5 protein-coding genes are annotated in these 7261 nt (G+C 48.1%); 4 read left to right on the top strand and 1 reads right to left on the bottom strand.

The genetic code is table 11. From position 1 onward, the window contains the following. Nucleotides 1-27 precede the first annotated feature (27 nt). The gene (locus F4Y64_06730) at nucleotides 28-396 is read left to right on the top strand and encodes a DUF4411 family protein (protein ID MXX97293.1); all 369 of its coding nucleotides are present in this window, start codon (nucleotides 28-30) and stop codon (nucleotides 394-396) included. A 480-nt stretch (nucleotides 397-876) separates the two neighbouring features. Next, entirely contained in the window at nucleotides 877-2160 is a 1284-nt protein-coding gene (menE, locus tag F4Y64_06725) for an o-succinylbenzoate--CoA ligase (protein ID MXX97292.1), read from the top strand. A gap of 295 nt (nucleotides 2161-2455) precedes the next feature. Here the strand turns inward: menE and F4Y64_06720 are convergent, their stop codons facing one another. After that, nucleotides 2456-2890 (bottom strand): hypothetical protein, encoded by a 435-nt coding sequence (locus tag F4Y64_06720; protein MXX97291.1) that lies wholly within the window; start codon nucleotides 2888-2890, stop codon nucleotides 2456-2458. A 619-nt stretch (nucleotides 2891-3509) separates the two neighbouring features. Here F4Y64_06720 and F4Y64_06715 point away from each other — a divergent pair. Together F4Y64_06715 and F4Y64_06710 are read left to right on the top strand one after the other, a co-directional pair. Next, the gene (locus F4Y64_06715) at nucleotides 3510-5582 is read left to right on the top strand and encodes a T9SS type A sorting domain-containing protein (protein MXX97290.1); all 2073 of its coding nucleotides are present in this window, start codon (nucleotides 3510-3512) and stop codon (nucleotides 5580-5582) included. 57 nt (nucleotides 5583-5639) lie between these two features. Next, entirely contained in the window at nucleotides 5640-7256 is a 1617-nt protein-coding gene (locus tag F4Y64_06710) for an FAD-dependent oxidoreductase (GenBank protein ID MXX97289.1), read from the top strand. Nucleotides 7257-7261 lie beyond the last annotated feature (5 nt).

Raw genomic sequence — 7261 nt, 5'->3', positions numbered from 1 at the left:
GAAATACATAGCGCCCCGTAGCCTTATCTGACGGCCGTCCTACTATACCAGGGAAATGATACAGATGAGCTACTCCAATGGGTGAAGAATGAGCTTCCGTGCAGCTTCTTTCTGGAAGAAAACTCCACTGAAGTGATTCTGGCATACAAGAGGATTGTAAATTGGGCTCAAGATCATCCAACCTACTCAGATCAAGCCCAAGCAATATTCGCGAGCTCTGCTGATGCGTGGCTAGTTGCATTCGCACATGTTCATGATGCAATCCTTGTGACAAATGAAAAGTCTGCACCGCTATCCAAGAATATCGTGAAAATTCCAGATGCCTGTAAACAATTCAATGTTGGGCATATGGATACCTTTTCAATGCTGAGATCACTAAGAGTGGCTTTTAATTGAGCAACCGATTAGATGACCTGTGCAATCCCAAAAATTCAGAGGAAAATAGCATGCTCTGCTTACTTTATAATTGGCATCCCCTGATGTGGCTGCGATATAGTCCAAAATTAGAGCAACATATCAAACTACACGAACGATGTGCTCTTTAGGGGTCTGTAATAGAGGTTGATTCCCGTCTACATAGATGAAAGTTTTCATGAACTTTCATTAAGAAGCAAGGGCCTCCGAAGAGGCACTGCACCCTAAGGTCGAAGGCGTAAGGGGAGTGTTGAGTCATACATAGACAATACGTGAAGTGATGAACCGCGTCGTTGGGTATTTCATGCTTGGTTCGCGATTGTCCTACCGTCAAACCATTAACTTGTATTCCCACGTGATCTTTACACTTTAACTTTGGAGATATTTCCTTGACTTGATCTTCTTGTCAACAGATTCAATCAACTGCGTTTTGAAATAGAACAGGAGTGACAAAAGTCAATAATGACCACAAAATCAAGCCCGTTGCATAATCCACCTAAGCGCTTCATAGATGACTCTTTCCATGGTATAGGAATTTGTCTTGAAACCAGTAGGCAAACGCTTGGAGTTATCTTGGAATACATCCAGAAAGGTGTGCCTGTGTGCATGTTGAGTACGCAGTGGCCAGGTGCAGCCGTAGATCAGGCGTTGGATCAATTGGGGATTACAAATGTCGTAACCAAAAGAAAAGATCTCAAGACCAATCGAATCAATCCAGATTCTTACGACACGAATCGTGTGGATTACCCGGAGATTCGCGCAGGTTCTGGCAAGATTGCCACAATACTGCATACTTCGGGGACCTCCAGTGGGCCTAAAGCTGTCGTCCATACCCTAGACAATCATATTGTCAGTGCTAAGAGCGCCTGTTCAAAGCTGAATTTGGGGAGCAGTGATCGGTGGTTACTCAGCCTCCCTCTGTGGCATGTATCTGGCATGAGCATCATCTTCCGATGCTTAATATCGGGGACAAAAATCGTAATTCCCGACCCGGACACACCGCTCGTCGAAGCACTTTCTGTCCATGAGATCACTCATGTATCCATGGTCGCGGCCCAGCTCATGCAGGTCATAGATCAGCGGCCCCCTGCAAGTCTGCGTGCCGCCATTGTAGGAGGTGGACCTACACCTCATCATGTTCTGGATCGGGGAATAAGAGGGGGCTGGCCGATTCGAACAACATATGGTATGACCGAAACGAGCTCAATGATAACCCTCGGCGGTAAGAAATTCCCCTATGGCTCCTCGGGGCATATACTTCAGGGGAATGAAATAAAGATTGCCAAAGATGGTGAAATCCTAGTCCGTAGCCCGGCGGTGTGTTTGGGATATCTACATGGAGGCAGCGTGCAAAGTGCAGTGGATAATGATGGCTGGCTCCATACCGGCGATCTGGGAAAACTGGACCCAACTGGGCAGCTGTATGTATTGGGGCGCAAGGACAATATGTTTATTTCTGGTGGCGAAAATATCAGCCCCGAAGAAATCGAACAGGTCCTGCATTCTTTCCCTGGAGTCCAGGAGTCTGTCGTAGTACCGGTGCCTAATTCCAGATTTGGTCAACGTCCGGTAGCCTTTATTCGCGGATGTTCAGACTTTGATGACCTAACACATTTTCTTGCCCAACATCTTCCAAAATTCAAAATCCCGACCTTTTATTCCTGGCCCACGGAGATGCCGTCAACCTCCCTAAAGCGTAATCGAAAATCGTTGACTAACTTGGCGATTCGACTCCAGAATACGTAAGTCTCTCTACTGGGGCGATATTACTTTGGAAGTGTTAAGTAGTCGGAAGGGCTTTCATCCTCCGGCCCTTACAGAACCGTGCGCGGGTATCTCAACTGACATGGCGCTTATTATCCAACCGTAGGAAATTGAATAAAGGTGACCAATAAAGAAGGGGACTATTGCGAATAATTGAAATATCTCACAGTATCTCACTACAATTAATTGGGAAACCCGCTGGAACTGGGACAGTCGATCTAGTAAATAATGAAATCCCCAAGGCGCGCGGAGCAGTCAGTAGGTATGTCTTGGCGCTCTACAGGAGTTGAAAACCCATCGGTCCTTTTCCCGCTCCTGGTTCCTTCATGCGATCCACTGCTCTGTATCCCTGTGAAGTCACGCGGACAGTACCATTTTCCGATCGCCCTGGGACATCGACTAAGCCTATATCTTTCAACATTCGCGCCAACCCCATTATTTCCTCACGCCCCCCTTGCGAGGTGTACGTGGCCGCAAGCAGTCTTGGCTCCTTGGTAACATTAATCATCGTACCTACCTCTTGTCGCATGCATACCAGTTCAACCAGCAAACTCATCATTCGCACTTCGCGACCGGGAATGGGACGGTTAACGATGTCCTTCAACGTGTCTGTGTGAAGTATTGGAATTTTGTCCGCACGATTTTCGTGAAGAATCCATCCTGAAAATTTGACCACATTTTCTGTAGACGTATACTTACTTAAAGTAACCACGGCCGAACCGGATATCTCAAACTCACCACATTGCGTACATAACAAATGGAGAGAATCTTTGCCCCTAGGGACGGGCTTCAATTCCGCCCTCGATTCACAGATACAACACCTACAGATATTCGCGTTGTTGTCCATATTTTTGGCCCTCTGGCTCTGGATAGTTGACTTGGAGCTGTACATACCTTGACGGGGCGTGTTCCCGATTTAAGTACCAGAGGGCTCAAGCATTACAAATGCGAGAATAGATGTACGTCTGCCGTAACTAGTGATTGCCCGAAAAATTCCTAGCCTGAATTCCTAGGAATTTTAGCACATGTGTTTTCACGGAAAATTCTATGAATAAAGCCAAGAACGACGGACCCCAACAGGTTCACAATTTGAAGGTCAACTGGTGGCAAATTCAATTTCATGACACAAAGTCGTCAAAGCTCGTGCCCGTAAATTCCTAAACAAACAGCGCTTTGCCGATGCAATCTACGTCTATCTCAGAGGATTAGATCTGTATCCCGAAGGCTTTCAATAACGGTTACCCACTCATAAAAGCGAAAAGCCTGCAACTTTTCGGTATAATTCCCATTATTTTGAGGCGTACCGTCGAACGTACTATGTCTTGCGTGTCATGAAGCATCAGGTAGGTGGTGATCAGCTTTTCCAGACTCCACGAAAGAGGGAGGGTAGGGCATGTGCTACTTTCTGCAATGTGATCAGACGATTTACTGATTGTCTGCTTCTGTGCACTCTATTAATGGCTACACAGGTTGATGCTCAAGACCGGGAAGTGCGTATGCAGAGGGTTCTCTCGGAGCGCATTCAGCAGCGTACAGTGAATTCCAAGCGGGGTGGTATCATCAGTGCCCAAGTGACTGCATCCGAAGCAGATTCACTGGTGCTAGTAAGTCTTTACAATTTTTCTAGAGGTGCGTCCTGGTTTGATAATTCTGGATGGCTCCAGGATCCCGTTTCCGAGTGGTATGGCGTAACTCTGGACGACGATGGTCGAGTTACCTCAGTTGATCTCAGTGGTAACGGATTGGCGGGGTTCATCCCGATTGGAATCGGAACGATGGAGAAACTGGAAATCCTGGATCTCTCAGAAAATGGGCTCTTTAGTTCAATCCCCGTCTCACTCTCCAACTTGAGTTCACTGAGAGAATTAATTCTTTGGGGCAATCAACTCACCGGGCCTATTCCTCCTGAACTAGGACAAATGCCGGCGCTCGAAAAGCTATCCCTCTTCTTGAATCAATTAAGTGGACCGATCCCCCCAGAATTGGGATCCATCAAGACATTAAAACGATTATTCCTCGACTTTAATGGGTTGGAAGGCACGATTCCCGTTGAATTAGCGAATATTGAAGGACTCATTGAATTGTTTGTGGATGCGAACAGCCTGACGGGGACCCTCCCACCAGAATTAGCGCAATTACGATCCCTTGAATCGCTTTTTGTCGGCTATAATGAATTAACCGGATCGATTCCAGCGGAACTAGCAACGATGCCCGCGCTGCAGAATTTGTCCCTGGAAGGTAATCAGCATACGGGTACAATTCCCTCTGAGTTGACAACGGCGAGAGATCTGACAAAATTACTTCTGGCCCACAATCTCCTCAGTGGACCCATCCCCGAAGGGTTTGGAGGAGTAGCTTCTCTCGGTACTCTGGATTTGGAGGGAAACCAATTGACTGGCAACGTGCCATTCGACTTGGGAAGCAGCGCAAATATGCGAATCCTGAATCTCTCGGATAACCAGCTTACCGGTGAGGTGAATTCGCTGCCGGTCACATTAGACGAACTTCATTTGCGCCAGAACCAACTGAGCGGAGATTTTCCCTCAATCATCGGCCCACTCACATCACTGCGAAAAATCGATCTTAGAGAAAATGCTTTTTCGGGGACGCTCGAAGTGATCTACGGGCATCAGAGGCTGATTGACATTCGATTAAGCAATAACCAGTTCACCGGTGGGTTTTCACCTCCGCGCAGGACAATCTATTACCTGGAATATCTGGATCTTGCCAACAATGATCTCCACGAGATTGGTGCGCTTATCGAGTGGGCTTTTCTAGATACAGTCGATGTATCCGGGAATCAGCTCAACTTTACAGACTTGCTATCAAATGTTGGGTTGATTAATCGCGACTCATTTACGTATGCACCACAGGACTCCCTGATTACATGGGTACAGAGAACCGATGCAGAAGTCATTTTCAGCGTGGCTGATTCGGCAGACGGGAATGTATATCAGTGGTATCGGGACGGGAATGCTATGGATGGGGCCAATTCTGCATCCGTTCGCGTTAACGCCAATGAACCGGTTGCAGAGTATTACTGCGAAGTGACGAACGATGTGCTGCCAAACCTGACGCTTATTAGTGAGGTCAAATCAACGGACGCCACACCCACGCGTACCAGCCCCTTACCAGAGAAAATCGAAACGGTTACCGTTGGTCAGAATTTCCCAAATCCGTTTCGGACAGGAACTGCAATCCCGATTTCACTGACTGAGCCCGGGTTGGTAGAAATCAATATCTACGATATTACTGGCCGTAAAGCCCAATCCGTAAGAGAGACACTGAGTGCTGGCGAACATGTGGTATGGATCACGACGACAGGGTTGGCTTCGGGAAGCTACCGCTATGTGGTTCATGCCGGGGAGCATCATGTCACACGTTCGATGATGCTCGTTAAATAAATAGATTGGATCAATTTCCAATCTGCCTCATAATTCATATTGATTCCAGATTGATCCATGTTCTCAAGACGATCATTCTTGCAACTTTCCAGTGGAGGCCTACTGGCGTTGTCCCAATTTCATAGCGAATGGGAAGCAGACATAGCGATCATTGGAGGGGGAACGGGAGGATGTGCCGCAGCATTGGCGGCGCTAAGAATGAATCAAAAAGTTATTCTCACCGAGGAGACCGATTGGATTGGAGGGCAGTTCACGCAACAAGGGGTCCCGCCGGATGAACATCAGTGGATTGAAGCCCACGGGGCAACCGCCAGCTATCTGGCATTCCGGAATGAAATCCGTAGCTACTATCGAAGGCTTTATCCACTCATCAGCCCTGAGACAGAGCTTTTGAACCCGGGCACCTGTGGAGTCTCGCGACTCTGTCATGAACCTCGGGCCGCCCTTGCAATCCTCAATGACTGGTTTGCTCCCTACCTCAGCAGCGGACAACTCCAAATATTATTGAATACCCGGCCTACTTCTGCAGAAGTCCATGGTGACAAAATCCAAGCGGTTCACGTATCACCCATGCAGGGCATAATCCGGGCAAAGTACTTTATTGATGCGACCGAGGATGGGTCGCTTCTTGATCTTTCGCAGACAGAATATGTGATGGGCGCAGAGCCGGACACTGGTGAGTTGCATGCATCCACACGTCCCGATCCCCATAATTTGCAGGCTCCTACATGGTGCTTTGCAATGGATTATAGACCGGGGGAGGATCATACAATTGAGCGACCCGAGTCGTACGAATACTGGCGGGACTATGTCCCTCCAATTGAACCTCCATGGCCTGGAAAGCTCCTCAGCTTGACCTACAGCCATCCCATTACCCTTGAGCCCAGGACTGCATCATTTGACCCACGACCCGGAGCGGTCACCGAAAACTTTAATCTGTGGATTTATCGCAGGCTCATAGATCCAGGGTTATTTGCACCAGGAACATATTCTGGGGGAATTTCCCTGGTAAACTGGCCTCAGAACGATTATATCAACGGTAATCTCTTTGGTACGCCCGACAGCAGCATTCATCGACAAGCTGCTCACGACCTAAGCCTGTCACTCTTCTACTGGCTACAAACTGAAGTTCCACGAGAAGATGGTGGTCAAGGCTGGCCCGGACTCAGATTACGTGGTGATGTGATGGGAACGTCGGACGGACTTGCAAAATCACCCTATTTACGGGAATCTAGGCGGATTCAGTCGGAGTTTACGGTCACCGAGCATCATGTGGGAAAAGAAGCTCGGGAAGGCACGAATCGGGCTGAACATTTTGATGACTCAATCGGAGTGGGAAGCTATCGCATCGATTTACATCCATCTACCGGAGGGGACAACTACATTGATGTGGCCTCGCTGCCTTTCGAAATTCCGATGGGTGCATTGATTCCGGTCCGGATGGAGAACTTGTTGCCCGCGGCAAAAAATATTGGAGTTACGCATATAACCGGTGGATGCTATCGGTTACACCCGGTCGAATGGAATATCGGTGAATCGGTCGGCGCGCTTGCTGCCTGGTGTATTGCTAAATCAACAACACCAAGAGGAGTGCGCGCAAATCATTTGAATGAGTTCCAGAGTTTATTAACGGAGCAGGGAGTGCAGTTGCGATGGCCCGAATCAATCTACTAACTAGT

The sequence above is a fragment of the Rhodothermaceae bacterium genome (genome assembly GCA_009838195.1).
Taxonomy (GTDB): domain Bacteria; phylum Bacteroidota; class Rhodothermia; order Rhodothermales; family Bin80; genus Bin80.
The sequence above is the reverse complement of the archived record's forward strand: the minus strand, read 5'-3'. Positions and strand labels throughout refer to the sequence as shown.

Bases quoted from the DNA above. Each gene is read 5' to 3' on its own strand.
- menE (MXX97292.1), top strand. From the start codon at position 877: ATGACCACAAAATCAAGCCCGTTGCATAATCCACCTAAGCGCTTCATA.
- F4Y64_06715 (MXX97290.1), top strand. From the start codon at position 3,510: ATGAAGCATCAGGTAGGTGGTGATCAGCTTTTCCAGACTCCACGAAAG.
- F4Y64_06710 (MXX97289.1), top strand. From the start codon at position 5,640: ATGTTCTCAAGACGATCATTCTTGCAACTTTCCAGTGGAGGCCTACTG.